27 protein-coding genes and 3 pseudogenes are annotated in these 23,936 nt (G+C 68.8%); 20 read left to right on the top strand and 10 right to left on the bottom strand.

All coding sequences use genetic code 11. The annotated features are described in order from the left end of the window. The first annotated feature begins 118 nt into the window (after positions 1-118). Entirely contained in the window at positions 119-769 is a 651-nt protein-coding gene (locus ACS5PM_RS13015) for a BON domain-containing protein (RefSeq protein ID WP_439388061.1), read from the top strand. A gap of 7 nt (positions 770-776) precedes the next feature. Next, entirely contained in the window at positions 777-1,304 is a 528-nt protein-coding gene (locus ACS5PM_RS13020; RefSeq protein WP_439388062.1) for a CBS domain-containing protein, read from the top strand. Between the two features lie 88 nt (positions 1,305-1,392). Here ACS5PM_RS13020 and ACS5PM_RS13025 read toward each other — a convergent pair whose 3' ends face one another. Both ACS5PM_RS13025 and ACS5PM_RS13030 read right to left on the bottom strand, forming a co-directional pair. Then, the gene (locus ACS5PM_RS13025) at positions 1,393-3,075 is read right to left on the bottom strand and encodes a diguanylate cyclase (protein WP_439388063.1); all 1,683 of its coding nucleotides are present in this window, start codon (positions 3,073-3,075) and stop codon (positions 1,393-1,395) included. Next, positions 3,072-3,377, bottom strand: coding sequence for a hypothetical protein (locus tag ACS5PM_RS13030; RefSeq protein WP_439388064.1), 306 nt, complete (start codon positions 3,375-3,377; stop codon positions 3,072-3,074). The genes ACS5PM_RS13025 and ACS5PM_RS13030 overlap by 4 nt, the downstream gene beginning before the upstream one ends. Positions 3,378-3,640: 263 nt before the next feature. Between ACS5PM_RS13030 and ACS5PM_RS13035 the strand changes: the two genes are divergently transcribed. From ACS5PM_RS13035 to ACS5PM_RS13045, 3 genes are read left to right on the top strand one after another with little or no spacing between them, the layout of a single operon-like run. Beyond that, on the top strand, positions 3,641-3,958 hold the full coding sequence (locus ACS5PM_RS13035; RefSeq protein WP_439388065.1) for a S16 family serine protease: 318 nt from the start codon (positions 3,641-3,643) through the stop codon (positions 3,956-3,958). Then, complete coding sequence (locus ACS5PM_RS13040) at positions 3,865-5,523, top strand: AMP-binding protein (RefSeq protein WP_439388210.1); 1,659 nt, start codon at positions 3,865-3,867, stop codon at positions 5,521-5,523. The genes ACS5PM_RS13035 and ACS5PM_RS13040 overlap by 94 nt, the downstream gene beginning before the upstream one ends. After that, positions 5,520-6,482 carry a CBASS cGAMP-activated phospholipase gene (locus ACS5PM_RS13045; protein ID WP_439388066.1) on the top strand — a complete coding sequence of 321 codons (963 nt, stop codon included), beginning with the start codon at positions 5,520-5,522 and terminating at the stop codon, positions 6,480-6,482. The genes ACS5PM_RS13040 and ACS5PM_RS13045 overlap by 4 nt, the downstream gene beginning before the upstream one ends. Before the next feature lie 361 nt (positions 6,483-6,843). Here the strand turns inward: ACS5PM_RS13045 and ACS5PM_RS13050 are convergent. Beyond that, positions 6,844-7,050, bottom strand: a pseudogene (locus ACS5PM_RS13050) (BON domain-containing protein); the annotation flags it as partial. Positions 7,051-7,052: 2 nt separating this feature from the next. Here ACS5PM_RS13050 and ACS5PM_RS13055 point away from each other — a divergent pair. Continuing rightward, positions 7,053-7,247, top strand: a pseudogene (locus tag ACS5PM_RS13055) (helix-turn-helix domain-containing protein); the annotation flags it as partial. Between the two features lie 47 nt (positions 7,248-7,294). Here the strand turns inward: ACS5PM_RS13055 and ACS5PM_RS13060 are convergent. After that, positions 7,295-7,996, bottom strand: coding sequence for a VIT1/CCC1 transporter family protein (locus tag ACS5PM_RS13060; RefSeq protein ID WP_439388067.1), 702 nt, complete (start codon positions 7,994-7,996; stop codon positions 7,295-7,297). 65 nt (positions 7,997-8,061) lie between these two features. Here ACS5PM_RS13060 and ACS5PM_RS13065 point away from each other — a divergent pair, with 65 nt between their 5' ends. Next, the gene (locus ACS5PM_RS13065; RefSeq protein ID WP_439388068.1) at positions 8,062-8,460 is read left to right on the top strand and encodes a class I SAM-dependent methyltransferase; all 399 of its coding nucleotides are present in this window, start codon (positions 8,062-8,064) and stop codon (positions 8,458-8,460) included. 132 nt (positions 8,461-8,592) lie between these two features. Here the strand turns inward: ACS5PM_RS13065 and ACS5PM_RS13070 are convergent, their stop codons facing one another. Further along, positions 8,593-8,937 carry an ArsR/SmtB family transcription factor gene (locus tag ACS5PM_RS13070; protein ID WP_439388211.1) on the bottom strand — a complete coding sequence of 115 codons (345 nt, stop codon included), beginning with the start codon at positions 8,935-8,937 and terminating at the stop codon, positions 8,593-8,595. 151 nt (positions 8,938-9,088) lie between these two features. On the opposite strand from ACS5PM_RS13070, the gene ACS5PM_RS13075 reads away from it, so the two are divergent. The 10 genes from ACS5PM_RS13075 (at position 9,089) to ACS5PM_RS13120 (ending at position 17,723) form a co-directional block, all read left to right on the top strand. Next, positions 9,089-10,150, top strand: a complete 1,062-nt coding sequence (locus ACS5PM_RS13075) for an efflux RND transporter periplasmic adaptor subunit (protein ID WP_439388069.1) — start codon at positions 9,089-9,091, stop codon at positions 10,148-10,150. A 9-nt stretch (positions 10,151-10,159) separates the two neighbouring features. Then, positions 10,160-13,399, top strand: a complete 3,240-nt coding sequence (locus ACS5PM_RS13080; protein ID WP_439388070.1) for an efflux RND transporter permease subunit — start codon at positions 10,160-10,162, stop codon at positions 13,397-13,399. After that, positions 13,396-13,605 (top strand): YgaP family membrane protein, encoded by a 210-nt coding sequence (locus ACS5PM_RS13085; protein ID WP_439388071.1) that lies wholly within the window; start codon positions 13,396-13,398, stop codon positions 13,603-13,605. The genes ACS5PM_RS13080 and ACS5PM_RS13085 overlap by 4 nt, the downstream gene beginning before the upstream one ends. A gap of 4 nt (positions 13,606-13,609) precedes the next feature. Beyond that, positions 13,610-13,792, top strand: a complete 183-nt coding sequence (locus ACS5PM_RS13090) for a YgaP family membrane protein (protein WP_439388072.1) — start codon at positions 13,610-13,612, stop codon at positions 13,790-13,792. Positions 13,793-13,796: 4 nt separating this feature from the next. After that, positions 13,797-14,045 carry an OsmC family protein gene (locus ACS5PM_RS13095; protein ID WP_439388073.1) on the top strand — a complete coding sequence of 83 codons (249 nt, stop codon included), beginning with the start codon at positions 13,797-13,799 and terminating at the stop codon, positions 14,043-14,045. Between the two features lie 3 nt (positions 14,046-14,048). Beyond that, positions 14,049-14,318, top strand: coding sequence for a hypothetical protein (locus ACS5PM_RS13100; RefSeq protein WP_439388074.1), 270 nt, complete (start codon positions 14,049-14,051; stop codon positions 14,316-14,318). 93 nt (positions 14,319-14,411) lie between these two features. Next, entirely contained in the window at positions 14,412-14,765 is a 354-nt protein-coding gene (locus tag ACS5PM_RS13105; RefSeq protein WP_439388075.1) for a c-type cytochrome, read from the top strand. 12 nt (positions 14,766-14,777) lie between these two features. Further along, positions 14,778-16,037, top strand: coding sequence for an FAD-dependent oxidoreductase (locus tag ACS5PM_RS13110; protein ID WP_439388076.1), 1,260 nt, complete (start codon positions 14,778-14,780; stop codon positions 16,035-16,037). A gap of 238 nt (positions 16,038-16,275) precedes the next feature. Further along, on the top strand, positions 16,276-17,277 hold the full coding sequence (locus ACS5PM_RS13115; RefSeq protein ID WP_439388077.1) for an alpha/beta fold hydrolase: 1,002 nt from the start codon (positions 16,276-16,278) through the stop codon (positions 17,275-17,277). Between the two features lie 86 nt (positions 17,278-17,363). After that, positions 17,364-17,723 (top strand): hypothetical protein, encoded by a 360-nt coding sequence (locus ACS5PM_RS13120; RefSeq protein WP_439388078.1) that lies wholly within the window; start codon positions 17,364-17,366, stop codon positions 17,721-17,723. A gap of 218 nt (positions 17,724-17,941) precedes the next feature. Here the strand turns inward: ACS5PM_RS13120 and ACS5PM_RS13125 are convergent, their stop codons facing one another. Then, positions 17,942-18,859, bottom strand: coding sequence for a LysR family transcriptional regulator (locus ACS5PM_RS13125; RefSeq protein WP_439388079.1), 918 nt, complete (start codon positions 18,857-18,859; stop codon positions 17,942-17,944). Between the two features lie 285 nt (positions 18,860-19,144). Here ACS5PM_RS13125 and ACS5PM_RS13130 point away from each other — a divergent pair, with 285 nt between their 5' ends. Both ACS5PM_RS13130 and ACS5PM_RS13135 read left to right on the top strand, forming a co-directional pair. Then, the gene (locus ACS5PM_RS13130; protein WP_439388080.1) at positions 19,145-19,609 is read left to right on the top strand and encodes a hypothetical protein; all 465 of its coding nucleotides are present in this window, start codon (positions 19,145-19,147) and stop codon (positions 19,607-19,609) included. A gap of 2 nt (positions 19,610-19,611) precedes the next feature. Next, a complete protein-coding gene (locus ACS5PM_RS13135; protein WP_439388081.1) occupies positions 19,612-20,325 on the top strand; it encodes a gamma-glutamylcyclotransferase in 714 nt (237 codons plus the stop codon). Between the two features lie 337 nt (positions 20,326-20,662). Here ACS5PM_RS13135 and ACS5PM_RS13140 read toward each other — a convergent pair. After that, a pseudogene (locus ACS5PM_RS13140) lies at positions 20,663-20,928 on the bottom strand (aliphatic nitrilase); the annotation flags it as partial. 384 nt (positions 20,929-21,312) lie between these two features. Here ACS5PM_RS13140 and ACS5PM_RS13145 point away from each other — a divergent pair. After that, positions 21,313-21,729, top strand: a complete 417-nt coding sequence (locus tag ACS5PM_RS13145; RefSeq protein ID WP_439388082.1) for an organic hydroperoxide resistance protein — start codon at positions 21,313-21,315, stop codon at positions 21,727-21,729. A 47-nt stretch (positions 21,730-21,776) separates the two neighbouring features. On the opposite strand, the gene ACS5PM_RS13150 is transcribed toward ACS5PM_RS13145, so the two are convergent. The 3 genes from ACS5PM_RS13150 to ACS5PM_RS13160 are packed head-to-tail and all read right to left on the bottom strand — an operon-like array spanning position 21,777 to position 23,706. Then, positions 21,777-22,226, bottom strand: a complete 450-nt coding sequence (locus ACS5PM_RS13150; RefSeq protein ID WP_439388083.1) for a carboxymuconolactone decarboxylase family protein — start codon at positions 22,224-22,226, stop codon at positions 21,777-21,779. A 41-nt stretch (positions 22,227-22,267) separates the two neighbouring features. Then, on the bottom strand, positions 22,268-23,449 hold the full coding sequence (locus ACS5PM_RS13155; RefSeq protein ID WP_439388084.1) for an MFS transporter: 1,182 nt from the start codon (positions 23,447-23,449) through the stop codon (positions 22,268-22,270). 47 nt (positions 23,450-23,496) lie between these two features. Further along, a complete protein-coding gene (locus ACS5PM_RS13160) occupies positions 23,497-23,706 on the bottom strand; it encodes a hypothetical protein (RefSeq protein ID WP_439388085.1) in 210 nt (69 codons plus the stop codon). Between the last annotated feature and the right edge of the window lie 230 nt (positions 23,707-23,936).

Below are 23,936 nucleotides of genomic sequence, written 5' to 3' on the forward strand. Positions count from 1 at the left end.
CAATGAACGGTGCAGGCACTGGATTCAACTCCCGCGTCTGATCTGGCGCAAGGCCCGGTGGCGGGCCGGTCCTAAATTGACCGATCTCGTGACCGGATCCACGCGAAGGGGCAACCGCATGAAGACTGATGCAGATCTCAAGCGCGAGGTCGAGGCCGAGCTGGCCTGGGATCCCGCGGTCAATGCCAACGCGATCGGCGTCGCGGTCAAGGACGGGGTCGTGACCTTGAGCGGCCACATCGACACCTACCCCGAAAAATGGGCAGCCGAACGGGCGTTGCGCCGCGTGCGCGGCGTCAAGGCGCTGGCCCTGGAGCTCGATGTCCGGCTGTCGCCCGACCACCAGCGCAGCGACACCGACATCGCGCTGGCGGCCGAGTCGGCACTGAAGTGGAACAGCGCCATCCCGCCCGATTCGGTGCGGCTCACCGTCGACAAGGGATGGATCACGCTGCGGGGCGAGCTCGACTGGGACTACCAGCGCAAGAGCATCGAGAAATCCCTGCGCCACCTGACCGGCGTGATCGGCATCAGCGACGAGATCGGCCTGCACTATCGGCCCGTCCCCGGCGACATCAGCCGGCGCATCCGCGAAGCGCTGACGCGCCAGAGCGAGCGAGAGGCCAGGCACCTGGACATCGACGTCTCGGGCGACACGGTCACCTTGCGAGGCCAGGTCCACTCCTGGCACGAGCGCGATGCCGCCTGGGGCGCCGCCTGGTCGGCTCCGGGCGTGGCGAAGGTCATCGACGAACTCACCATCGGGTGAACCGGCCATGGGCATCGCCTCGATCGCACAACGCCGGGTGGTCACCATCGACGTCCACGCCAGCCTGCGGGAAGTGGCACGCCTGATGGAGGACCGCCATGTCGGCGCCGTCGTCGTCACGCAGGCAGATGGCGTCGCCACACGCCTGGTCGGCGTGATCACCGACCGCGACCTGGCCCTGCTGGTCGTGGCGAAAGGGCGCTCGGTGCACACGCAGGTCGGTGATGCCCTCGGGGCGAACCCGGTGTCCATCCCCGTGTCGGCCAGCACCGCCGAGGCGGCGCAGGCCATGCGCGACGCCGGCGTGCGCCGCCTCCTGCTCGTCGACAGCGAGGACCGCCTGGCCGGCATCGTCACGCTGGACGACCTGATCGCCTCCTATGCCGACCAGCTGGACGACCTCAGCCAGGCGCTGGAGCGCGGCCTCGAGCAGGAGGTTGATCGTGGCGCCGGCGACGCCGGACAGGCCGGAGAGCCGCCGGTGGTGGTGCCGCCGGACGTGGCCGCCACCTGGCGGCGCGTCTTCGAGCCCTGACGCGCGCCGGCCCCTCGAGCCGATGGGGCTTCACCCCATCGCCTGATCTCCCGGGGGCGGAAAGGACGCGGTCGTTTCCGGGATCTCCTCAGAGCGCTCCGAAGCCCGACATCTCGTACCGGCCCTTGCCCGCCGCCTTGGCCCGGTACATGGCGGCGTCCGCCGCGGCGAGCAGGGCCTCGGCGGTGGTGCCGTCCCACGGGCAGCAGGCCACGCCGATGCAGGCCGAGACACGCAGCTCCAGGCCGTCGACGACGTAGGGGCTGGAAAGGCGCTGGGTCAGGATGCCGGCGACCGCCCGCGCCTGTTCCGGCGACACGTCGTCCAGCAGCACCGCGAACTCGTCGCCGCCGAGGCGGCCGACGTGGTCGCTGCCGCGGACCCCGCCCGCGAGCCGGGCGGCAAAGCCGTGCAGGAGCTTGTCGCCGACCTGGTGGCCATGCCGGTCGTTCACCGGCTTGAAGTCGTCCAGGTCGACGAAGCAGACCGCAAAGGAGACACCCTCGCCGCGATACCGCTCCAGGTGACCGGCCACCAGCTGCATGAAGCGGGCGCGGTTCGGCAGGTCGGTCAGGGGGTCGTGCGAAGCCTCGTGTTCCAGCCGGCGCGCCTGCACCCGGGCTGCCTGGGTCTCCTGGGTCGCCTCGCCGAGCTGGTGGGTCCGCTCGCGCAGCAGCTGCGAGGCGCTGACCATGGCGCGGCCCAGCGCATCGGCCTCCTCCAGCGGCAGCCGGGGCACGTCCACCTCGTCGCCGCGCCCCAGGGCCTGGGCGGGCGGCACCAGCGACTCGATCGCGCCGGCAATGCGCCGGCTCACCCGCCCGGCGATCCCGATGGCCAGCGCCAGCAGCAGCGCCGACGCCATGGCGAGGACGGTGACCCACAGCCGCAGCCTGGCCAGCAGCGTCTGCTTCGGCACGCCGATGGCCACCGTCCAGCCGCTGACGGCCGAGCGCTGGAAAACCGAGAACACCGGCGTGCCTTCCAGCGTGTCGAGCTCCAACACGCCGTGGTCGCTGCGCGCGATGGCGGCCATCAGGCCCGGCACGCCCTTTTGCCCGATGAAGCGCTCGGCGAGGTGGGTGCGTGCCACGGTCGTCCCGGTACGGTCGAACACCGCGATGATCCAGTCCGCCTCGGGCTGCAGGTTGGCCAGCAGCTGGCCGAACCGGTCGGGGAAGAAGCCCATGGCGAGCGTGTACGCCACCCGTCCATCGATCAACACCGGCACCTCCACCGCCACGAGCGGCCGGCGCGTCACCCCTCCGATGAACAGGTCGGACACCGCGGGACGCGCCGTCGCGATGACGGCGCTTTGCAGCGCCGGATTGCCATGGGCCGGCAGGGGCTCGCCGCCGCCCACCAGCGTGTTGACGAGCTGCCGCCCCTGCAGATCGCTGAGCACGACGTTGTTGCCGGCCTGGTAAGGCACCACCCGCTCGGCCTGTTCCCGGAAGGCTTGCAGGTCACCCGAGGCGAGCGACGGCGAAGTCGCCAGCACCTGGAGGGCCGACATCGCGCCGCGGATCCGGTCGTCGACCTCGGCCATGAGCGATCGGGCGGTCCCCTCGGCCCGGCCGACCAGCGCAGCCCGCCCGTCGCGGTAGGCCTGGACGATCACCAGGGCGGCAGCCAGGGTGGGCGGCACCAGGCAAATCGCCACCAGCACCAGAAGGCACGAGCGGATCGAGGAAGGATCGCGCCCGGTGGCGTTGCCGAGGCAGCCGGAGGGCCAGAAACGGCGCCACGCCTTCAGCCCGGAAGCGGTCAAGTCGCGCCCTCGGCTTCGTCTTCCTGGCCGCGGTCGACCTGGGATTCGATCTCCAGGCCCTGCTCCGCCTCATCGGTCAGCTCGGCCTGCTCGATCGCCTGGTCGACCGCCTGCTCGGAGTCGTCCATCGCAGCCAGGGCGTCCTCCATCGATTCGTAGGGCCCGAACTCCTGGCGCTGGCCGGCGTCGGTCCAGTGGTAGCCGTCGGGCCGCGGGTGGATCCGCAACAGGCGCTCGTCCTGCATGGCCGGGTCCTCGGCCGGGTCGGCCTGCGGCTTGTGCAGTCTCTTGTCAGGGTCCATGGCTCGTACGGCACCAGGCCGCTCCTTGCAGCACTCGATGTTTCCACTCTAGGACAGCCCTGCGCCGCCGGCTTGCGCTTGCTCAAGACGCCGGCCCCCTGCCACGGGCTTGCGCTGGCGCAAGGCCGCGCCCCGCGGCCTGCCTAGAGTCTGTCCATCGATGGAGGCCCAGCGATGAGCGAAACGCCAGCCGTGACCCTGCCAGACGACGTGCTTCCCATCGTGCCGATGTGCAACGTCGTGCTCCTTTCCTATGTGATGCCGTGCCGGACGGCACCATTCCGAAGGACGGTCCGAGCGCCGGCGTGGCGATCGTCGTGTCCCTGGCCTCGCTGTTCACCGACCGCAGCAACCGTGGACGACGCCCTGCTCGCCGCCCTCATGCCGGCCACCCATTCCTGACCCTGGAGAGCAGAAGACTATGGACAAGACTGTGGACAAGCCCTGGCTCGCTTCTTATCCACCCGGTGTTCCCGCCGAGGCGGACATCCGGAGGTTCTCCTCGCTGGCATCGATGTTCCGCGCCAGCTGCGACCGCTTCGCCGACCGACCGGCCTTCACCCACCTCGGTGACACGCTGAGCTTCAGCGAGACCGCCGCGCTGAGCCGCGACTTCGGGGCCTACCTGCAGAAGGTCCTGGGCCTGGCCCGCGGCGAGCGCATCGCGGTCATGCTGCCCAACAGCCTGCAGTACCCGGTGGCCGTGTTCGGCGCGCTGCGAGCGGGGCTGTCGGTGGTCAATGTCAACCCCATGTACACCGCCAGCGAGCTGTCCTTCCAGCTGCGCGATGCCGGCGCCAGCGCCATCCTCGTGCTGGAGAACTTCGCCCACACGGTGGAGCAGGCCCTGCCGGAGACCGGCGTGAAGCACGTGATCGTCACGCAGATCGGCGACCTCTTTCCCGCCATCAAGCGCAGCGCCGTCAACTTCATCGTGCGCCATTTCAAGAAGCCGGTGCCGGCGTGGACGCTGCCACAGGCCGTGACCCTGCACGACGCGCTGCACCGGGGCAGCCTGCACGCGCTGGAAGAGCCCCCGCTGCATGCCAGCGACACCGCCTTCGTGCAATACACCGGCGGCACCACCGGCCGGCCCAAAGGGGCCGAGCTGACACACGGCAGCATGGTGGCCAACGTCGAGCAGACGATCGCCTGGATAGGCCGCACGCTGCTGCCGGGCGAGGAGGTGGTGATCACCGCCCTGCCCCTCTATCACGTGTTCGCGCTCACCGCCAACCTGCTCGTCTTCACGCGGCTCGGGGCCGAGAACGTGCTGGTGACCGATCCGCGCGACATGGCCAGCTTCATCAAGACGCTGCAGCACACGCCCTTCACTGCCATGACGGGCGTGAACACGCTGTTCAGCGCCCTGCTCGACGCCGAAGGCTTCGACGAGGTGGCCGCGGCCAGGCGAGCAGCGCTGAAGGTGGTGGTCGCCGGCGGCATGGCCTTGCAGCGCAGGGTCGCCGAACGCTGGCAGGCGGCCATGGGCGTGCCGCTGGTGGAGGGCTATGGCTTGACCGAGGCCTCCCCCATCCTGTGCGCCAACCGGGTCGACCTGCCCGAATACACCGGCAAGCTGGGACTGCCGGTGCCGTCCACCGAGATCGCCATGCTCGACGACGATGGGCACGAGGTGCCGCAAGGCGAGGTCGGCGAAATCTGCGGGCGCGGGCCCCAGCTGATGAAGGGCTACTGGAACAAGCCGGAGGAGACCGCGAAGGTGATCACTCCCGACGGCTGGCTGCGCACCGGCGACCTCGGCCGCATCGACGAACGCGGCTACGTCGAGTTCGTCGATCGCAAGAAGGACATCATCGTGGTCTCGGGCTTCAAGGCCTTCCCCGCCGAGATCGAAGACGTGGCGCGGCTGCACCCCGGCGTCAAGGATGCGGGCGTGGTGGGCGTCCCGGACGAGCGCACGGGCGAGGCCGTGGCCCTGTTCGTCGTGCCGTCCGACCCCAGCCTGACCGTGGACGCGGTACGGGCCCACTGCGAGCAGCACCTGACCGCCTACAAGCGGCCGAAGCACATCGCGTTGCGGGACGCGCTGCCGATGACCCCCCTGGGCAAGGTGCTGCGGCGCCAGCTCAGGCAGGAGATCCTGGCGCCGGCGCCGCCCGCCGATCGAGCCACCTCGCCGTGAGCGCGGAACCGCGTCCCTTTCGCATCCTCTCGTTGTCCGGCGGCGGCTTCCTCGGCCTGTACAGCGCCATCGTCCTGCAGGGGCTGGAGCGGCGTGCCGGCGTCCCGCTGGGGCGCCGCTTCGACCTGATGGCCGGCACCTCCATCGGCGGCCTGCTCGCGCTCGCGCTGGCCTTCGAGCTGCCGATGTCGCGCCTGGTCGACCTGTTCGTCGAACAGGGCCCGGCCGTGTTCTCCGATCGCGCGCTGCCCTCCGGCACGGTGAGCCGCCTGATCGACCTTTCGCGCTCGGTGGCGGGCCCGAAGTACTCCGGCAGGGCCCTGCGCGAGGCGCTGCAATTGCAGCTGGGCCACCGCATCCTGGGTGCCGCGGCGCACGCCTGCGTCGTGCCCGCGGTGGATGTCCTGACGTGCCGCACCAAGGTGTTCAAGACGCCGCATGCCGCGGCCTCGGCCGGCGACCGCGAACTGCGCGCGGTGGACGTGGCCATGGCCGCCTGTGCCGCGCCGGCGTACTTCCCGGCCGTTCGCATCGGCGAACGCCTGTACGCGGACGGCGGCCTGTTCGCGGTGGCGCCGGACCAAGTCGCCCTGCACGAGACCGAGCACTTCATGGGCGTCGATGCCTCGAGGGTGAGGATGCTCTCGATCGGCACCGCCACGCGCGGCTACCGGCCCGCCGAGGAGATCCGCGAGGATGCGGGCGCGGTGAGCTGGCTGTCGGAGGGGCGCCTGGTGCTCACCATGATCTCGTCCCAGCAGCAGCACGTGCAGGCCATGGTCGAAGACCGGCTCGGTGACCGCCTGCTGCGCCTGGATGCCGACTGGCCGCCCGGCAAGGGCCTGGGGATCGACGTGGCGACACCGCAGGCGATCGACACCCTGCGCACGCTGGCGCAGCGCACCTTGCAGGAAGCCGACGACGACATGCTCGCCGCCTTCCTGCGGCCGCCCTCCTGAGGGGTCAGGGGGCATGAATGCTTCTGCTCCTCGTCCTGGACAAGAGGTTCGCGAAGTCAGGCGAGGCCCCCGCGCCCGGCCGTCAACGAATTGGTTCCGTCGATTGATGCGGATCAAAGGAGGGCCGGTGTTCTGTGCGGTTGCGCACAGAGCGCCCACCAGGGTTCACGCAAATTGGGGTCGTCCGAAGACCGCAGCACCGCTGATCGACCCAGGACAAGCCACAAACACTGGAGCCACCATGAACACCCGTCACGCCTTCGTCGCCGGCCTCTCCGCCCTGCTCCTGGTCGCCGCGTCCGGCTGCGCCGTCACTCGCGGCCAGGAATCGGTCGGCGCGTACATAGAGAGCCGCTGGGCTTCAAGGCCGGACGGCAATCTCGTTCTTGACCGACTTCACGCCGTTGACCTTGCGCGCGAGGGCCTCGGCCGCGGCCTTCTCGGTGGCGCTCTTCGCAAAGCCCGACAGCATCACGGTGCCGTTGAGCGTTTCGACGCGGATGCTGGCGGCATCGACTTCCTTGTTCTCGACGAAGCTGCTCTTGATCTGGGTGGTGATGGTGGCGTCGTACGCAGGAACAGATCGCGAGCCTGCTCGGCGTTCGACGCGAAGGCGTCACGGAAGGCGCCCTGCGCCTGCAATTGCTCGGCCTGATCCACCAGGCGCGAGGGCGCATCCTCGCGCTGGACCGCCAGGGTCTGGCGCAACAGGCCTGCGAGTGCTACGCGGTGATCAAGAACGAGTACGGCCGGCTGCTTCCCGAGACGGCGCCGATGCCGGAGCTGTGGCTGCCTGCGGCTGCACCGGCCGATCAGACGACTGCGCCGAACATGGCCCCCACGCCTGCGGTGATCCCCATCGCCAGCGCGCCCCAGAAGCCCACCCGCCAGGCACCCGCCAGGATGCCGGCGCCGCCGACCCGGGCCGCGATGCCGCCGAGCAGCGCGAGGAATCCGAGCGACGTGCCCGCCACCCAGGGAATCAGCCGCGGCCCGGGCGTCACTGCCGTCACGGCCAACGGCAGCAGTGCGCCGACCGCGAAACTGGCGGCCGAAGCCAGCGCCGCCTGAACCGGGCGGGCGGCATGCACCGCGGAGATGCCCAGTTCGTCTCGCGCATGGGCACCCACGGCATCGTGGGCCATCAACTGCACGGCCACTTGCCGCGCCAGGTCGGGCTCGAGCCCCCGGCCGACGTAGATGGCCGCCAGTTCATGCTGCTCGGACAGGGGATCCTTTTCGAGTTCTGCCCGCTCCCGGGACAGGTCGGCTTTCTCCGTGTCCGCCTGGGAATGGACCGACACGTACTCGCCGGCGGCCATCGACATGGCCCCTGCCACCAGGCCGGCGACCCCGGTCACCAGGATGTTCGCGTGGGTGGCGCCCGCCGCCGCCACACCCACCACCAGGCTGGCCGTGGAGACGAGGCCGTCGTTGGCGCCCAGCACGGCGGCGCGCAGCCAGCCGATGCGTTCGGTGCGATGACGTTCGGTGTGGCGGCGCAAGGATCTCATGGGCGTGGTCCTGGCGAGGTGATTGCAGGGGCCGTGCCAGCCATCGCGAGCAGGAGGACCCACGAATGACCGCCATCGATTCGCGAGCCGGCGATGCAGCAACGCCTGTCGGCGTTCGAACGCTGATCCGCAAAATCGTCGACGGCGTCGCCGCCGGGCAGAAGTATCACCTCAGGGTGGTCTTCTGCGACAACACCACCCACGACACGACTCGCCTGGGCGACCCCGACGTCACGACCTCTCACCACTACCACCGCACCGTCGAGCAGTGGCTGAAGAACCTGGAAGCCCACTGGGAGCGCATTCGAGAGATCGATCCGCAACGCTTGAGCGAGAAGTTCCGCAGGACCTGGCTGTTCTATCTCGGCGGCGCTGCCGAGACCTTCGAGGCCGCGCGCGAGATCATCAACTGCTACCACGTCACCTTCGTGAAGGGACATTTCACCGGTGCTGATCTCCACTGAAATGAAAGTGGAGGGTCGGTCTGCTTGCGTTGCGTCAAGACTCGAAGAACCCGTTCAATCCGGACTTGAAGGCCTCGATCACCCACGGTGACGGCCTGAAGGTATCGCAGCGACTGACGACCCCTGTCGCCTTCACGTCTTGCGCGGGGGTGTCCTGGCCGTGGACCGCGCACTGCGTGCGAACGCCTGGCGGCCTACGTGGCCGCACACCAGGTCGCACAGCGCGTACACGGACTCATCCGCGATGCGGCAGTAGCCGCTGGTGCCTCGGCTCTCGCGCTCCACCAGCCCCTGCCGGGTGAGAAAGGCGAGGTGGCGCGAGACGTTCGCCGAGGTGTAGCCGCACAGCTGGGCGATCTCGCCGACGCTGCGTTCACCGCTGCGCAGCAAGTTGAGGATCTGCAGGCGCGTCGGCTCCGACAGCGCCTGGAAATACGCGGCCACGTGGGCGAGGGCCTGCGGGGGCAGGCCTTCCATGCTCGTGCAGGCGGGGGATTGCTGGATCGCCATGTTGCCTCGTTGACGCCCAGGGCGCCGATGATCCTGAGCAGATCCTCTATTGACTATTTAGCTATGTAGTTAATAATACACACTGACCCGATTGAAGACAACCCCGACAGAAGACACCATGGCACTCAACGCAACCCGAACCGTCGCCTGCTGCGCTCTGCTGGGCGCGGCCCTGGGGGCACTCGCCGGCAACGTGTCCCCTGCCGCGGCCACGGCGCCGCAGGCACTGACCACTGCGGCCGTCACATCGGGCGGCACCTCCAGCCTCGCCGGCTTCGACGGTGTCGTGGAGGCGGTGCGCCAGACAGCCGTGGCGGCACAAGTCCCCGGTGCCGTGGTCGCGCTGGAAGTGAAGGCAGGCGACGCGGTCAAGGCCGGCCAGGTCCTGTTGCGGCTCGACGCCCGCGCCGCCGAGCAGACCGCGGCGGCCGGCGCGGCGCAGGTGCAGGCCGCGCGTGCGACCCTGGACGCCGCCACCAAGGATTTCGAGCGCCAGAAGCAGCTGTTCCGGGAGAACTACATCAGCCAGGCGGCACTCGACCGTGCCGAGGCGCAGTACAAGGCGACGCAGGCCGAAGCCCAGTCGCAGCTGGCCGCCGCGGGCGCGGCGCGCACGCAGTCGGGCTTCTACGTCGTGAAGGCGCCGTACGACGGGATCGTTTCGGACGTTGCGGTCGTGCTGGGCGACATGGCGATGCCGGGCCGCCTGCTGCTCACCGTGTACGACCCGCGCAGCCTGCGCGTCAGCGTCGCGGTGCCGCAGACGGTGGCGGCCCGCCTCACCCCGGGGCAGCCGCTGCAGGTGGAATTGCCTGGCGCAGCGGCGGGGCGCGTGACGCCGGTGAAGACCCAGCTGCTGCCCACGGTCGACCCCGCCACCCACACGCTGGAGCTGAGGCTGGACCTTCCCGCCAACCTGTCCGGCGCGACGCCCGGCATGTTCGCCCGGGCCTGGCTGCCGGTCGGCGGCAGCGCCGACACGCGCCTGTATGTGCCGGCGCGGGCCGTGGTGCGGCGCGCCGAACTCACGGCCGTGTACGTGATCGGCGGCGAGGGGCGCGCCCTGCTGCGCCAGGTGCGGCTCGGCCGCGTGGAAGGCGACACGGTGGAGGTCCTGGCCGGCGTGTCGGCCGGCGACCGAGTGGCCCTCGACCCGCAGGCGGCATCCCGCCTGAACTGAGGAACGCCCATGAGCACCCGACTCGGTATCTCCGGCCGGATCGCCGCCTTCTTCCAGTCGGCCCAGATCACCCCGCTGCTGGCGCTGGTGGCGCTGCTGCTGGGCGCCTTCGCCGTGATGGTCACGCCGCGCGAGGAAGAGCCGCAGATCAACGTGACGATGGCCAATGTGCTGATCCCGTTTCCCGGCGCGTCCGTGCGCGATGTGGAGCAGATGGTGGCCATTCCAGCCGAGCAGGTGCTGTCGCAGATCGCCGGCATCGAGCACGTGATGTCGGTCTCCCGCCCGGGGCTGGCGGTGATCACCGTCCAGTTCAAGGTCGGGGTGCCGCGCACCGAAGCCCTGGTGCGGCTGTACGACACGGTCAATGCCAACGCGGACTGGCTGCCACCCGGCCTGGGGGTCGGCGAGCCGCTGATCAAGCCCAAGGGCATCGACGACGTGCCGATCGTGACGCTGACCTTGTTCGCGAAGAACGAGGCAGGCGGCGCGTTCGACCTTGAGCGCGTCGCGCACAGCGTGGAAGCCGAACTGAAGCGGGTGCCGGGCACGCGCGAGATCGTCACCGTCGGGGGCCCGGGCCGCGCCGTGCTGATCGAGATCGACCCGGCCCGGATGGCGGGCGCCGGGACGACGGTGGCCGACCTGCGCAATGCACTGCAATCGGCCAACCTCGGCATGCCGGTGGGCGAGCTGCTCGGCGGCAACCGCTCGGTGGCCCTGGAGGCCGGTCCGTTCCTGCGCGATGCGCGCGAGGTCGGTGAGCTGGTGGTGGGTGTGCAAGCCGGCCGGCCGGTGTTCCTGCAGGACGTGGCGACCGTGCGTGACGGCGCGCTACCGGCGCAGCGCTATGTGTGGCACGGCATCGCGGGCGCGCAGGGCGGCGAGTTCCCCGCCGTCACGATCGCGGTGACGAAGAAGCCAGGCGAGAACGCCATCGACGTCGCCAACGCGGTGATGCGCCGGGTCGACGGCCTGCGCAACACCTTGATCCCGCAGGGCGTGGAGGTCGCCGAGTCGCGCAACTACGGCGCCTCGGCGAACGACAAGGCGCAGAAGCTCATCCAGAAGCTGCTGTTCGCCACCGCTTCGGTGGTGGCGTTGGTGTTCGTCGCGCTGGGCCGGCGCGAGGCGGCGATCGTCGGTGCCGCGGTGATCCTCACGCTGACCGTGACGCTGTTCGCCTCCTGGGCCTGGGGCTTCACGCTCAACCGCGTATCGCTGTTCGCGCTGATCTTCTCGATCGGCATCCTGGTCGACGATGCGATCGTGGTGGTGGAGAACATCCACCGGCACCAGGCCCTGCATCCGGACAAGACGCTGGCCCAGCTGATTCCCGGCGCCGTCGACGAGGTCGGCGGCCCGACGATCCTGGCCACCCTGACGGTCATCGCCGCGCTGCTGCCGATGGCCTTCGTCTCCGGGCTGATGGGGCCCTACATGAGCCCGATCCCGATCAACGCCAGCATGGGCATGCTGCTGTCGCTGGCGATCGCTTTCGTCGTGACGCCCTGGCTGGCGCGCCTGTGGATGAAGCACGCACCGGACGCCCATCACGGCACCACGCCCAAGGGTCTGGCGGCCAAGGTCGGCCCGTTGTTCGAACGCGCCTTTCGACCGCTGCTCGACGAGCGCCGCGGCGCTCGAAACCGTGCCCTGCTCGGCGGCGGCGTCGCCGCCCTGATCGCTTTGTCGCTGGCACTTCCGGTCTTCGGGCTGGTGGTGCTGAAGATGCTGCCCTTCGACAACAAGTCCGAGTTCCAGGTGGTCGTCGACATGCCGGCCGGCACCCCCGTCGAGCAGACGGCCGCGGTGCTGCGCGAGCTGGGCGCCTACCTCGCGCGACAACCTGAAGTAACCGACTACCAGGCTTATGCGGGCACCTCCGCCCCCATCAATTTCAACGGCCTGGTGCGGCAGTACTACCTGCGTTCGGGCGGCGAGGTCGGCGACCTGCAGGTGAACCTGGTCGGCAAGCATGATCGCAGCGAGCAAAGCCACGCGATCGCGACGCGGCTGCGCCCCGCCTTGCAGAAGATCGGGCTGCGCTACGGCGCCAACGTCAAGGTGGTGGAGGTGCCGCCGGGCCCGCCGGTGCTGTCGCCGATCGTCGCCGAGGTCTACGGGCCGGAAGCGGAGGGGCGCCGCCAGGTCGCCAAGGCGGTGCGCGCGGTGTTCGAGAAGACGCCGGGCATCGTCGATGCTGACGACAGCAGCATCTCGGCCGCGCCGAGGAAGCTGCTGCTGGTGGACAGGCGCAAGGCGGCGATGCTCGGCGTGCCCCAGAGCGCGATCGTGGGCACGCTGCGCGCCGGCCTGGCGGGTGAGGCCGCGGCCTACCTGCACGACGCGAGCAAGTACCCGGCCGCCGCCACGCTGCAGTTGCCGGCCTCGGCCCAGGGCGACCTTGACACGCTGCTGCAGCTGGCCGTGCGCGGCGCTGCCGGGCAGCTGGTCCCGATCCGCGAGCTGGTGACGGTGAGCGACACCCTGCGCGAGCAGCCGCTCTATCACAAGGACCTGCTGCCGGTGAACTTCGTCGTCGCCGACATGGCGGGCGCGTTGGACAGCCCGCTGTACGGCCTGTTCGGCATGCGCGGCGAGCTGCGCGGCCTCAAGACACCGGATGGCGGCGCGCTCGGCGAATACTTCATCCGCCAGCCCGACGACGCCTGGCGCGGCTACGCCATCAAGTGGGACGGCGAATGGCAGATCACCTACGAGACCTTCCGCGACATGGGCCTCGCCTATGCGGTGGGGCTGATCCTGATCTACCTGCTGGTGGTGGCGCAGTTCGGCTCCTACCTCACGCCGATGATCATCATGGCGCCGATCCCGCTGACGATCGTCGGCGTGATGCCGGGTCACGCGCTGCTCGGTGCACAGTTCACCGCCACGAGCATGATCGGCATGATCGCGCTGGCCGGCATCATCGTGCGCAACTCCATCCTGCTGGTCGACTTCATCAGGCTGCAGGTCGCGCAAGGCGTCGCGCTGAAGGAGGCGGTGGTTCACTCGGCCGCCACTCGGGCCCAACCCATCCTTCTGACCGGCCTGGCCGCGATGCTGGGCGCCTTCTTCATCCTCGACGACCCGATCTTCAACGGCCTGGCCGTCTCACTGATCTTCGGGATCCTGGTCAGCACCGTGCTGACGCTGGTGGTGATCCCGCTGCTGTACTTCGTGGCCTACCGGCACGCGCCAGTGGTCGCCCCCGCCATTTCAAACCCTGAAGGAGCCCCCGCATGACCTCGTGGCAAATCGTTCGCCTGTTCGCAGGCACCTTCATCCTCGTCTCGCTCGCCCTCGGCGTGCCGGGCAGCCCGCTGTACGTCAACGCCTGGTGGCTGGCACTCACCGCCTTCGTGGGCGCCAACCTGCTGCAAAGCGCCCTCACCCGCTGGTGCCCGCTGGAGATCATCCTGCGCAAGCTCGGCGTTCGGGCGGGCTGCTGACAACGTGGGTTCGGTGGGTCGCGTGCTGCGCATAGCAGCCGGCGCGGTCCTGATTGGCCTGGCGGCCACGAATGCCGTAGGAGCATGGGGTTACATGGGCGTGCTTCCACTGGTCACGGGACTGTTCCACTTCTGTCCTGCATACAGCCTGCTCGGCCTGAGCACGTGCCCGGCATCCGGGCGCTGAACCCATGACCGAGGCCGGGTTCACCATCCAGCTCGTGCAGCAGGCGGACTATCGCTTCGAGGCCCGCTTCGACAACCCCGCGCTGCCGGCGCTGGTCACGGACGAGCCCGCGCCCTTGGGTCGCGACGCCGGCCCCAACCCGGCACGGCTGCTGGGCACGGCCGTGGCCAACTGCCTTGCCGCGAGCCTGCTGTTCTCGCTGCGGAAGTTCAAGAACCATGTCGAGCCCTTGCGCGCGTTCGCCAAGGTCTAGGTGGTGCGCAATGAACAGAACCGGCTTCGGATCGGTCGCATCGGCGTGGACCTTCACCTCGCCGGCGTGGCCAGCGGGATGAAGTCGTTGGAGCGGGTGCTGGAGCAGTTCGAGGACTTCTGCATCGTGACGCAGAGCGTTCGTGCCGGCATCACGGTGGATGTGCGTGTGTTCGATCTGAACGGCGCCTGCCTGTTGCCATCGGTCGCTCTCGAGACGCATGCAGAGCCGGCGATGGAAGCCGGCGGCAACGGGGCTAGCGTTCGAAGCTGATCTCTGGCGACGCGGTCGGCGGCCCTTAAGGCCCCGCTAATCGGCATCGGCGATGCTGATGCGTGGGCAAGTTGCCCGCGTTGGAGAGTCACCGTGCATGCAACGTTCAAGAACAGCCTGGCCTTCGCCGCCATGCTGGCCACCGCGATCGCTACGGCGGCCGCACCGCCACCGCCCGGGCGCCTGCTCGCATCCAACTGCTTCCAGTGCCACGGCACCAATGGTGCAGGGCCGGGCTTCGACACCCTGGCCGGGAAGTCGGCTCGCTCGATCTACGAGGACATGAAGGAGATGCAGGCAGGCCAGGAAGGCGAGGACATCATGAGCAAGCACTCGCGCGGCTACACCGACGAGCAACTGCAGCTTCTGGCGCAGTGGCTGTCCCTGCAGGGCCAGGTTCGACAGACCCCTGTTGCCGGCCCGTCGAGCCCGCAGACCTCACGCTGAGGAAGACCCACCATGACCAACACGTCCATCAAGCGCCGGGAGTTGCTGCTGGCAGCAGCCGGCACCCTCGGCATGGCCGCCTGGCCCGGCGCGAACGCTGCCAGGCCGCGCAAGCACGTCATCGTCATCGGTGGCGGCATGGCCGGCGCGACGCTGGCCAAGTACCTTCGCCTCTGGGGCGACCGTATCGCGGTGACACTGATCGAGCGCGTCCCACGCTACACGAGCTGCATCATGAGCAGCCTGGTGCTGACCGGCCAGCGACAGATCGCCGACCTGCGCTACAGCTATTCCCGGTTGAAGCAGGTCTATGGCGTCAATGTGGTGATCGACGACGTGCTCGCGGTGGACCCCGCCACGCTCAGCGTGCGACTGGCCAGCGGCACCGTCCTGGGCGCCGATCGCATCGTCCTGGCTCCCGGCATCGCCTTCGACCCCGTTCCGGGCCTCACGGACCCCAACGCCATGCCGCACGCCTGGAAGGCCGGCCCGCAGACCACGTTGCTGAGGCAGCAACTGCAGTCCATGGCGTCGAACGCAGTGGCGGTGCTGACCATACCGAAGGTTCCGTACCGATGCCCGCCCGGGCCCTACGAGCGGGCCTGCCTGCTGGCCGACTGGCTCAAGGTGAACAAGCCCCAGGCCAAGCTCCTGGTGCTGGACGCGAACCCGGATTTCGTGACCGAGAAGGACAACTTCAGCCAGGCCTTCTTCGGCCTGCACGCCGATGTCATCGAGTACCGGACCCAGACGGAGGTGCTGTCGGCCGATGCCGCCACGATGACGCTGCAGACCACCACGGGCAACGTTCACGGCGACGTGATCAACCTGATACCGCGCCAGCGCTGCGCGCCCATCGTCAGCGAGACCGGGCTGGCCAACGCCACCGAGGGAAGATTTGCCGCGGTGGACGTGCTGAGCTACGAGAGCACGGCGGCAGCGGGCATCCACGTCATCGGCGACTCCAGCGCCACCACCCAACCCAAGGCCGGCCACATCGCCAACCAGGAGGCCAAGGTGTGCGCCGATGCCATCGTGCGTTCATTCGGTGGCTACGCGGCCGACCCCGCGCCGGTGACGAACTCGGCCTGCTTCTCGACCATCACGATGAAGGAGGCCTCCTGGCTGGAGGCCGTGTTCCAGTACGACCCGTCCACGAGGGTGATGGTGCCGGTGGCAAATGCTACAGGTGCCTCCGTCGGCTGGAGCCGCGACAACTTCGACCAGATGCAGACCTGGTTCCGCGCTTTGATGGCCGACACCTTCGCTTAGCCATCCATGTCAGGGCAAGCGGCGCTCTCGTCGACAAGGAGCTGTCTTTTCGCGAGTTGCTGTCGGTGGCCAAGCGAGTCAGGTCGAGCACGCTCGTGGACAGGCTCAGCACAATCGGCGGTCAGGCCCATCTTTGCGAGACCGGCAAAGACCATTTGAGGCCGGACCGCTTACTCCTGCGATGGACGACGCCTAAATTGCCGCCAACGCAATGTCGCGCCATCCACCAGGAGCCCTCATGAAGACGCCTCTCGTTCGCGATCCGGTCTCTGCCTGCCTGCACGACGCCTCGAAGCGGGCGCTGCTCGCGGCCTCGGTGTCACTGGGCCTGCTGGCGCTGCCAGGCTGCGCTTCGCTTCCCAGCGACCCGGTGCCCCCCGGGGCCAAGGCGGGCTTCGTGGACATCGGCTCGGGCATGCAGCTGCGCCACCTGGTGGTGAGGCCGGCGCACCCCAAGGGCGTCGTCCTGTTCCTGCACGGGTTTCCCGAGACGGCCTACGCGTGGAAGGAGATCTCGCTCGACCTGGGCAAGGACTACGAGGTCCACGCTTTCGACTGGCCGGGCTACGGTCTGTCGTCGCGGCCACCGGCCGAGCAGTTCGGCTACGCGCCGAAGGACTACGCCTCGGTTCTCAGTCAGTACATCCGCGCCGCGGGCATCGACCGCTCGAAGCTCGTCATCTACGCCACCGACATCGGCGCGCTGCCGGCCCTCCTCGCAGCGCTCGACGACCCGGGCATCGCCAAGTCCATCGTCGTCGGCGACTTCGCGCCGCTCGACCGGCCCCAGTACATGTACCCCAGCCTGCAGAGCCTGAAGGTGAAGGCGTCGGCGGAAGCCACGCGCGCCTACATGAACAAGACGAGCGAAGAGATCCTGAAGAACGCCTACCGGCGCGGCCTCGCCAAGGAAGAGCAGTTCGACATCCCGGCCGAGCTCGAGGCCGACATGTTCAAGGGCTGGAACCAGGGCAGCATGACTTCGGCCGACGCCTTCTACCACTACTACTCCCAGTTCACCCGCGACCAGAACGAGCTCGAAGCGAACATCAGCCGGCTCAGGACGCCCATCCGCGTCGTCTGGGGAGAGAAGGACCTCTACATCAAGCCGGAGATGGGCGCCGAGTTCGCCCGGAAGTCGCAGGCGGCGTTCAGGGTCCTGCCGGGCCTGGGCCACTACCCCCACCTGCAGCGGCCCAAGCAGACAGCCGAAGAGGTCCGCGCCGTGCTGACAATGTGACGCAGCGGTGCGTCGCGGCACGGGGTGCTCCCTGAAGCGGCCCCCATCCCGCTCTCCCCTGCAACTTCACCGCAAAGCAACGAGTCATGAAGATCAAGCTGATCGCCATCGCCGCCCTGCTCTTCGCGGGCACCTCCCTCGCCATCGCCAAGGACCACGGCAATGACTCCCGGGGCCAGTTTGATGGCGCCAACGCCTACAGCGTCACGTCACGCAGCCGCGCCGAGGTGATCGCGAAGCTCGAGGTCTGGCCTCGCTCCGCCCTGGCCGAGCTGGACAACCGCGACGAGCCCGGGGCCTTCAGCGCCCGGTCCAACGCCGCCGTCGCCCGCTACGACGCCATGCGCGCCTCTGCGGAGTTCGCCCGACGCGTGCAGCAGATCGACCACGAGCGCGGCGAGGCGATGTCGGTCGCTCAGCCGGCTTCGCAGCCCGTGGTTCGCTGAGAGCCGACGAAGGAACGCACCATGCAAGCCTTGCGAACCGCAGCGGCCATCGCCTTCGTAGTGGCCATCCCGATCCTCCACGCCGCAAACGCCCAGCCGGGCATCGGGCGCACCGGAGGACCGATGGCGCGTCCAATGGCGTGTGCGATGGTCGCGCCCGCCGACCGAGCCCGCCACCGGCCGCCCACGGTCACGCTCGAGGGTCACGCCAATGGCCCTCAACCGCTGCGCAGGCACGGGTTGCTCGCGAAGAGCTCCACCGCCCAATCGATGAAGACCCTGACCTTGGCGCTCAGATAGCGATTCGGGGCATACAGCACATTCACCGGGATGGTCGGCGCCCTCCAGTCCTTCAGCAGGGCCACGAGCCGCCCCTGCTGGATGGCCTCGTGCACGGCGTAGGACGGCGCCTGGATGATTCCAAGGCCCGCCAAGCCGGCGGCAACGTAGGAGTTGGTATCGCTCAGGATGAGCTTGTGGCCGAGCGACAGGTCGGAGGTGGAGGTGCTTTCCCCTTCGACATAGCGAAACGGTAGCGGGCGGCCCGTGCGAGCCGAAATCAACCCGATTGTCGGCCATCGGTCGAGGTCCGCAGGCGTCTGCGGCGCCCCTTGGGCATCGAGCAACGCCGGCGCGGCGCAGGTCGTGAAGCGGAACGCCCCGATCCGACGCGCGACGATGAGCTGCTCGTTGATCTCGCCGGCGCGTATCGCGCAGTCGACCCCTTCGGCCACCAGGTCCGATCGCCGGTTGCCGATGCCCAGGTCGACCTGGACATCGGGATAGTTGCGGTAGAACTCGCCCAGCGCCGGGACGATGACACTCGTCCCGATCGCCGCCGGCGCTTCGACTCGCACCCGCCCTGACGGTTTGCCCTGGGTCAGCGTGGTGGTGGATTCGATGTCCGCCAGGTCGGCGAGCAAGCGCACGACGCGCTCGTAGTACGTCGCGCCCTCCGGCGTGACGGTGACCGAGCGAGTCGTCCTGTGCAGCAGACGCACCTTCAGGTCCTGCTCGAGGCCCTGGATCAGGCGCGTGACCGTCGCGTTCGGCAGGTCCAGCGTGTCGGCCGCCTTGGTGAACGAGCCTGCTTCGACGACCCGGACAAAGGCGTTCATCGCGGCAATGCGGTCCATGTGGGAGCTCCGTCTTCGGGCGAGTTGGGGAATTAAACAGCAACAGGGCGACCACCGGTGAGCGCGACGGTGGCCTTGGGATCGCCGTCCCACTGATGGAGCGAACTCTATGGACCGGGTGTCGAACGAGAAAGCGGACCGAGCGCAAATGACTTTTTGCAGTTCACCCGCCAACGATGGTGGCGATCTTTGTCGGCGCGCCAAAGACGTATTGGCCTGCAGGCTCTTTTTCGCACTGCGGCCGATTCCTAGAGTGGCTGCACTCGCATTCAAGGTGCAGCACCCATGAAAAGGTCCGGTCGGTTCATCACCCATGTCACCCTGATCCTCGCCATCGCGATGGCCGAATCGAACGTCCTCTCCCGACTGCGACCTGAAGGCGCGCGCTCGACTCGCAAGCCCTGCTGGGCCACGCCCTCGGCGGCGGCCATGCCTCCGCCTGACCCTGCCATTCAAGCCCACCGCCTCGGAGCCATCGCCATGACCACCTTCATCCAGGGTGCCGCGGAGTTCCTCACCCGCGCCAGCCCCGATGCAACGCAGGGCCTCGCCGCGCTGGGGGCGCTCGGCCTCGACCCCCGGCACGCGGCGGCGCTGCTGAACCGGTTCATCGACCAGCAGGCGTTCACCCGCGCGGCCGAGGACATGTTCCTCGGCTCCGCGGTGCTCTTCGCGGCGCTGATCGCCGTGGTCTGGTGCACGCGGCCCTCGCGCAGTGCGGCACCGGTGGATGCCGGCGGAGCCCACTGACCATGGCCACGCCTTGCCTGGATCTGCCGATGACCGCCGGCGACTACGAAGGAACACGGCGCCGCCTGGCCGAGGGGAGCCTGCTGGAAGCCTGGCGCGCCAACCCGCCTCCGGGCGTGCGCCTGCGCAGCGACGGTGAGCTGGAAAGCACCCGCGCGGAAGCCCTGCGCCATCACGCACCGGGCGATGACCTTCACGTCTTCGGATACGGATCGCTGATGTGGAATCCGGCGATGGACGCCGCGGACGTGCGACGGGGCTGCCTCCACGGCTGGCACCGGCGCTTCTGCCTTCGGCTGCTCATCGGCCGTGGATGCGCCGAGGCGCCGGGCGTGATGCTGGCGCTGGACCGCGGCGGAGCCTGCCAAGGGGTGCTCTTTCGCATCGCTGCGGACAAGGTCGAGGTGGAGTCCCGCCTGCTCTGGCGCCGGGAGATGCTGGCCGGCTCCTACAACGCGCGCTGGGTGCGCGTGCGTGCGGGAGGGGCCAGCTTAGCCGCGCTCACCTTCGTGGCCAACCGCGGCATCGACCGCTACATCGGCCAGCAGCCGATGCCCACGGTCGTGGACCTCATCCGCACCGGGCGCGGTCAGTTGGGAAGCTCCAGGGAGTATTTCGATGCGACGCTGCTCGCCCTAGAGCGGCTGGGGGTGCGCGACCGCGGCATCGATCGCCTGCGACGCGCCGTGCTGCTGGCGGACCGGCAGCACGCCTGACCGACGGGGCCAGGGACGCGGTACTCGACGGCATAGACACGCCGGCCCGACTTCACCAGAAGCGGTCGCACATGGCGCCATGCGAAGGCACTCTGCGGCCAGCCGTGCAGCAACAGCACCGGCTCGCCCTGGCCTTCGGCGATGTGGTGCAGCCGAACGCCGTTGACGACGATGTCTCCATGCTCGAGCGCTGCAGGTGCAGTCAGTTCGGTTCTCGCAGCCGCCGCGTTGCTCTCGGCTGCGTTGGCGTTCGTGGCGGCGAGTGCGGCGCCGAGCACCGCGGCGCTGGCCCACGCCACGAGGCGTTTGCTGAACGAGGGGATGGAGGTGTGCATGACTAGGCTTTGTGCGCCGAGCGCATGAGCGAGATGGATCGAGAGGGGACGTCGTGGAGGTGGATCGCCGGCGTGCGGTCGATCAGAAGGCTCAGCAGCTCGGGCCGGCTGTAGTGGCCGCGCGAATCCATCATCTGCTTGCGTCGGTCGATGAGCGCGAAATCGAGGTCCGCGATCACCTCGTCCTCACCGATGCGCAACGGCTCGCCGATCGGCGCCCATCCGGCGCGACGATGGCCGTGAAGCAACCACCGGAGATGGGGCCGATCGCGCAGCCGGTGTCTCTGGAGGGCATGCCCGCTCGGAAAAAGAAGGCCCCGCAAAGGTGGATCCGGCCCTTCGCCCCCAAACAGCGCGCAAGGCCAAGGGCATGGATGCGTAGCGCCAGTTCAGCTCGTGCGTCGTCGAGTGCCCCGAGACGCGGCGCTGTTCGAGATCGAGTTCCTCGAGCCTCGGCGCCGGCGTGCAAGCCTACGGCTTCACCTTCGGCCGAGGCTGCTCCCGGCCGCCAGGCGGCTTTCCATTCCCCGCAACAAGCATTTGCGGCGGACCGCTCTTTTTCGGGCGGAGACCGATACCTACATTGATCGACGGCACTGCCTTCACCGCGGCGAGCCTTTTGTTCACTCAATCAACCGTTCGGAGAGTTCACATGTCTCAGTCCCAGCAAGTCATCTACACGGGCAAGACCCGCACCATCGGGGGCCGCAACGGCTCGCCGCGCAGCACCGATGGCCGGCTCGACGTGCGACTGACGTTCCCCGGCGCGCCCGGGCAAGGCACCAACCCCGAGCAGCTGTTCGCGGCGGGATGGTCTGCCTGTTTCATCGGCGCGATCGGCAAGGCCGCGCAGGATCTGAAGGTGCCGCTGCCGAAGGACCTGGCAGTAGATACCGAGGTCGACCTCGTCCAGAGAGCGACCGGCTACCACCTGCAGGCCCGCCTGAACGTCTCGATGCCCGGAGTCGAGGCCGGCCTCGCGCGCCAGCTGGTCGACACCGCGCACCAGACCTGCCCCTATTCCAAAGCCACGCGCGGCAACATCGAGGCCGAGATCAACCTGGTCTAGGGCCGGGGCCGGCGATCCACCGGCCCCGGCCCATTCCATCCGTTGACTCAGGCACCGGCCTGCGGCGTCTTGCGAAAGCTGATCGCCATGCGGTTGTAGGCATTCATGAGGCTGATCGCGATCGTGAGATCCGTCAACTCGCGCTCGTTGAACGCATCGCGAGCCGCCTGGTAGTCTCCGTCGGGCACGCCGGTCTGCGCCACCCGCGTGACGGTCTCGGCCCAGGCCAGCGCTGCGCGCTCGCGTTCGTCGAAGAGGTCACCTGCCTCCGCCCATGCTTGCAGCAGGGCCAGTTTCTCGATCTCTTCCCCGTGCTTCAGCAGCTCGCGCGTGTGCGAGCCGAGGCAGTAGGCGCAGTTGTTGATCTGGGACACGCGCAAGTAGACGAGCTCGATCAGCGCCGGAGACAGCCCGCTTTGCGCCACGTAGCCGTGGACACTGCCGAAGCCCTTCAGGCCGGCAGGCGCGACCTGCATGTAGTCGAATCGTTGAGTCATCGGGATCCTTCCTGTGGGTTGAGGGATGAGAGAAGAGCGGATCAAGCCGCGCCTGCGCTTGCGCTGCCCGCAAGCTGTTGCGGCCGGACGATGCGGCGCTGGGCTTGCTCGGCCACGAACAGCGCCACGACGATGAAGATGGCGCCGATCAGCCCCAGCGAATGGCGATCGACCAGGGCGATGGCCGCCCCACCGATGACGCCCGACATCGAGACACCGACATACAGCGCTGCCGAGTTCAGCCCCAGCAGCAGCGGGGCCGCGGACGGCGCGATGCTGATCAGGCGGTGCTGCTGCGGCACGACCAGGCCCCAGCCGCACAGGCCCCAGACGATGAGCGCGGGCACGGCGGTGATGAGCGACGCGGAGCTCCAGGGCAGCAACGCAAAGTCCAGCGCCGCGACGGCGATTGACGCGTTGATGATGAAGCGGCTGCCGAAACGGTCGGTCAGCTTGCCTGCGGCCAGGTTGCCGACCGTGGCAGCCGCACCCCACAGCAGCAGCAGTCCGGCCAGCACCCGTCCGTCTCCGCCGGTCGCGCGGTCGAAGCTGGAACCGATGTAGGTATAGACAGTGAAGAGGCCCGCGTACACCAGCCAGGTCGTGGCCAGCGTCAGCAGCACCCGGGCGTCGGTCAGCGGCGCGAGGCGCTTGGCGAGGCTGACGGCCGGCGGGGTCGGGATCAGCGGCAGGCGCCAGGCCACGCCCACCGCGGCCAGCGCACCGATGGCCGACACGAACCACATCGTCGCGCGCCAGTCGAGCCAGCCGCCGATGAAGGTGCCCAGCGGCGCGCCAAGCGCGGTGGCACTGGACAAGCCGGCGACGACGATGGCCAACGCGCGACCACGCTGCTCCGGAGGCACCAACGACGCGCCGGCCGCGGTGGCGGTCGGGCTGAACATGGCAGCACCCAGGGCGGCCAGCAACCTGCTTGCAAGCACCAGCCCGATGCTGGGGGCCACGGCGGTGATCACATTGCCGATCACGAAGATCACCAGGCCAGCCAGCAGCAGGCGCTTGCGCGGCCAATGGGCGGCCGCCGCGGCGATGACGGGCGACAACAGCGCATAGCCGAGCGCATAGACCGTGACCATCTGTCCGGCCAAGGCCACGCTGACGCCGAGCGAGGATGCGACCTGGCCCAGAACGCCCGCGACGACGAAGCTGTCCGTGCCAATCGCGAACATGCCGCTGGCCAATACGAGGAGACGCTTGTCCATGGAATTTCCTTTGCTGCAGGAGGGATGTCGAGGGGTCGTGTGCCGGATCACGACAGCCGGACGTTCGGCGTCGCGAATTCGCGGCCGACCATGGCCCGGGCGAAGAGGTAGTTGTGCCGCCCGCGTTCGCTCAGGCCGTCGATATCGACCTGGCCCTGTGCGTTGCAGGGAAAGGCCAGGGCGCGTCCTTCGTTGAAGAGCGACCGGAACCGAATGTGGAACTGGGCGTTCTGCGACGGGCTGTTCAGGTGCGTCATGGTCGTCTCCGGTTGGGGGTTTGCTTTGCCGCCAATCTAGGAGCGGCGCCGCCCGGGAAAAAGCAGCTGCACGCCAAATGGCAATTGCGGGGACTGAAACGATCCGCGCGGCGGGGCGGCGGACTTTTGTCGAAGGCGAAAAGGCGCTTTGAGGCGACGCTGCTTACTCGTCGCACTCGTCGTCCCTAGAGTTCATCGCACGGATCTCGACCGTGCCAGCAACCCTCAAC

The organism is Ideonella flava, from assembly GCF_051857595.1.
Taxonomy (GTDB): Bacteria; Pseudomonadota; Gammaproteobacteria; order Burkholderiales; family Burkholderiaceae_C; genus Ideonella.

Coding starts and splice junctions, on each gene's coding strand:
- ACS5PM_RS13155 (WP_439388084.1), bottom strand. CDS start 23,449: ATGGACAAGCGTCTCCTCGTATTGGCCAGCGGCATGTTCGCGATTGGC.
- ACS5PM_RS13030 (WP_439388064.1), bottom strand. CDS start 3,377: ATGGACCCTGACAAGAGACTGCACAAGCCGCAGGCCGACCCGGCCGAG.
- ACS5PM_RS13125 (WP_439388079.1), bottom strand. CDS start 18,859: ATGGACCGCATTGCCGCGATGAACGCCTTTGTCCGGGTCGTCGAAGCA.
- ACS5PM_RS13080 (WP_439388070.1), top strand. CDS start 10,160: ATGAGCACCCGACTCGGTATCTCCGGCCGGATCGCCGCCTTCTTCCAG.
- ACS5PM_RS13015 (WP_439388061.1), top strand. CDS start 119: ATGAAGACTGATGCAGATCTCAAGCGCGAGGTCGAGGCCGAGCTGGCC.
- ACS5PM_RS13020 (WP_439388062.1), top strand. CDS start 777: ATGGGCATCGCCTCGATCGCACAACGCCGGGTGGTCACCATCGACGTC.
- ACS5PM_RS13095 (WP_439388073.1), top strand. CDS start 13,797: ATGACCGAGGCCGGGTTCACCATCCAGCTCGTGCAGCAGGCGGACTAT.
- ACS5PM_RS13085 (WP_439388071.1), top strand. CDS start 13,396: ATGACCTCGTGGCAAATCGTTCGCCTGTTCGCAGGCACCTTCATCCTC.
- ACS5PM_RS13075 (WP_439388069.1), top strand. CDS start 9,089: ATGGCACTCAACGCAACCCGAACCGTCGCCTGCTGCGCTCTGCTGGGC.
- ACS5PM_RS13145 (WP_439388082.1), top strand. CDS start 21,313: ATGTCTCAGTCCCAGCAAGTCATCTACACGGGCAAGACCCGCACCATC.
- ACS5PM_RS13115 (WP_439388077.1), top strand. CDS start 16,276: ATGAAGACGCCTCTCGTTCGCGATCCGGTCTCTGCCTGCCTGCACGAC.
- ACS5PM_RS13130 (WP_439388080.1), top strand. CDS start 19,145: ATGAAAAGGTCCGGTCGGTTCATCACCCATGTCACCCTGATCCTCGCC.
- ACS5PM_RS13110 (WP_439388076.1), top strand. CDS start 14,778: ATGACCAACACGTCCATCAAGCGCCGGGAGTTGCTGCTGGCAGCAGCC.
- ACS5PM_RS13150 (WP_439388083.1), bottom strand. CDS start 22,226: ATGACTCAACGATTCGACTACATGCAGGTCGCGCCTGCCGGCCTGAAG.
- ACS5PM_RS13160 (WP_439388085.1), bottom strand. CDS start 23,706: ATGACGCACCTGAACAGCCCGTCGCAGAACGCCCAGTTCCACATTCGG.
- ACS5PM_RS13065 (WP_439388068.1), top strand. CDS start 8,062: ATGACCGCCATCGATTCGCGAGCCGGCGATGCAGCAACGCCTGTCGGC.
- ACS5PM_RS13070 (WP_439388211.1), bottom strand. CDS start 8,937: ATGGAAGGCCTGCCCCCGCAGGCCCTCGCCCACGTGGCCGCGTATTTC.
- ACS5PM_RS13135 (WP_439388081.1), top strand. CDS start 19,612: ATGGCCACGCCTTGCCTGGATCTGCCGATGACCGCCGGCGACTACGAA.
- ACS5PM_RS13120 (WP_439388078.1), top strand. CDS start 17,364: ATGAAGATCAAGCTGATCGCCATCGCCGCCCTGCTCTTCGCGGGCACC.
- ACS5PM_RS13060 (WP_439388067.1), bottom strand. CDS start 7,996: ATGAGATCCTTGCGCCGCCACACCGAACGTCATCGCACCGAACGCATC.